Source organism: Inquilinus sp. (assembly GCF_057815775.1).
On the sequence record NZ_JBYRFX010001152.1, the window covers coordinates 1 to 2445 of the forward strand.

The 2445-nt window shown below is 69.5% G+C and carries 2 protein-coding genes; both read right to left on the bottom strand.

What is annotated here, in order from left to right; genetic code table 11:
* The coding region (locus AC3XYG_RS40870; RefSeq protein WP_489145654.1) for a hypothetical protein at positions 1–586 on the bottom strand (586 nt) is incomplete at its 3' end.
* 222 nt (positions 587–808) lie between these two features.
* Positions 809–2445: efflux RND transporter permease subunit (locus tag AC3XYG_RS40875; protein ID WP_489145655.1), on the bottom strand; the 1637-nt coding region annotated here is incomplete at its 5' end.

A 2445-nucleotide genomic window follows, 5' to 3' on the forward strand; every position in this document is an offset into this window, starting at 1 on the left:
CCTCGCCGGGCCGGCAATGGTCGAGCGAGAAGCCGAAATCCGCGAGTTCGGTCAGGCTTTCCCGGTCCGGGCGATCCGAGCGATCGGCCGTGTCCGGCCCGTCATACAGATCGTCGAAGAGGTCCTCTTCATCGTCCAGATCGTCGTCGTCGAAATCGTCGCACCCGGCGTCGAGATCGAGCGTCGTGGCCTCAAGCGCCCGGACCATCGCCTCGACGGCGCGTTGCGATGCCCCGGTGGGCGGCGTCGCCGGCCCGGCCGGCGACGCCGTGCCGGCGGCCAGGGCCTCGCGGGCCTGCCGCACCCGACCGAACATCGCCATGGTCACGCGCACGGCGCGGGAAAGGCGCATGAAGGCCAGCGCGACCTCGCGGTCGGCCTTGACCCGTGCGGGGGATCCGGCGGGCAGGGCGGCGGCGGTGGCCTTGTACCCCTGGTTCAGCTGTTCGGAGATGGAATTGCCGATCCGCGCCAGATCGTGCAGCGCCTCCAGCTCCAACTCTGCCCAATCCCGCTCATGCGTCTCGCCGCCGAGGCTTGTGGTGCCGGCGGGGGCGGTTGCGGGATCGAGTGGGGCTTGGGTCATGAACAAAAGCAGAACACGATTCTGCCCAGGCGTCCAGCTTCAGACCAGTATTATCCGGGAGCCCTCGGGGGACGGGCGACCATCTTCCACTCTCCCCCTGCCCTTGCGGGAGGGGTGGACGGGGCGCGGTTGCGGTCCGCGCCCCGTCCGGCTAGGAGTCCCGATCGTCGAGGGGCAGCGATGACGACCGGGACCGAGACGGGGCTGTTGGGCAGCCCCGTCTCACGGATGCTCCGCCTGGGGGAAGGCGGGCACCGCTTCCGTATCCGGCTGCTTCGGGCGATCGCGCCAGGCGATCAGCCGGTAGAACAGCGGGATGAAGAAGGTGGCGACCAGCGTGGCGGCGAGCATGCCGCCGATCACGCCGGTGCCGATCGAGTGGCGGCTGGCCGAGCCGGCACCGCCGGCGATCGCCAGCGGCACGCAGCCCAGGATGAAGGCCAGCGAGGTCATGACGATCGGCCGGAAGCGCAGCTTGGCCGCCTCCAGCGCCGCCTCGGCCGCGCTCATGCCCTCCTCGCGCTTCAGCACCGCGAATTCGACGATCAGGATCGCGTTCTTCGCGGCGAGGCCGATCAGCGTGACCAGGCCGATCTGGAAGTAGACGTCGTTCTCCAGCCCGCGCAGCCACACCGCCAGCAGCGCGCCGAACAGGGCGAAGGGCACGGCGGTCAGCACGGCGAGCGGCAGCGACCAGCGTTCGTACTGCGCCGCCAGGATCAGGAACACCATGACCAGGCCGAACAGCAGCGCCTGGTTGCCGCTGCCGCCGGTCGACTGTTCCTGGAAGGCCGAGCCGGTCCAGGCCAGCGCATAGCCCTGGGGCAGCACCTCCTTGGCCAGCTGCTCCATCGCCGCGATCGCCTGGCCGGAAGAGAAGCCCTTGGCCGGGCCGCCCATGATCTTCGCCGCCGGGAAGATGTTGAAGCGTTCGACCTGGTCCGGGCCGGTGACGCGGCGGGACGTCACCAGCGCGTCGATCGGGATCATCGCGCCGCTGTCGGCGCGGACGAAGACCTGCTTCAGATCCTCCGGCCGCTGCCGGAAGCTGCCCTCCGACGCCAGGCTGACCCGGTAGTTGCGGCCGTAGAGGGTGAAGTCGTTGACGTAGAGGCTGCCGAAGGTGGCCTGCATCGCATCGAAGATCGAGGCGATCGGCACGCCCAGCGCCCGCGCCTTCTCCCGGTCGACGTCCAGCTTGTATTGCGGGATGGCGATGTTGAACATCGACCGCACCCCGGCCAGGTCCGGCCGCTTGGCCGCAGCCTCGACCAGCTTCTGGGTGGCCGCGGCCAGGGCCGGGTAGCCGGCACCGGTGCGGTCCTGGACATAGCCTTCGAAGCCACCCGTCGTGCTCATGCCCATGATCGGCGGCGGGTTGAAGGCCAGCACCATCGCATCCTTGATGCCGGCATTCATGCCCATGAAGGGCCCCGGCAGGTTGCGGGCGTCCAGCGCCGCGTCGCCGCGCACCGACCAGTCCTTCAGCGGCACGAAGACGATGCCGGCATAGGTCTTCTGCGCGCCGGACAGCAGGTCGAAGCCGGGGACGTCGATGACTTCGCTGACCGCCGGATGCTTCAGGATATTCTCGGTCGCCGTCGCCAGTGCCTTCTCGGTCCGCTCCAGCGACGCGGCGGGCGGCAGGAAGGCGGCGACGATCAGGTAGCCCTGGTCCTCCTCCGGCACCAGCGAGCCGGGGACGGTCTGGAACAGATAGACAGCGGCCCCGATCATGCCGGCGAACAGCAGCAGCGCCACCGCCACCCGCTTCAGGAAGAAGCGCACTCCGGCGGTGTAGACCGAGGTCAGCCGGTCGAAGAACCGGTTGAACAGGCGGAACGGCAGGGCCGGCTCGC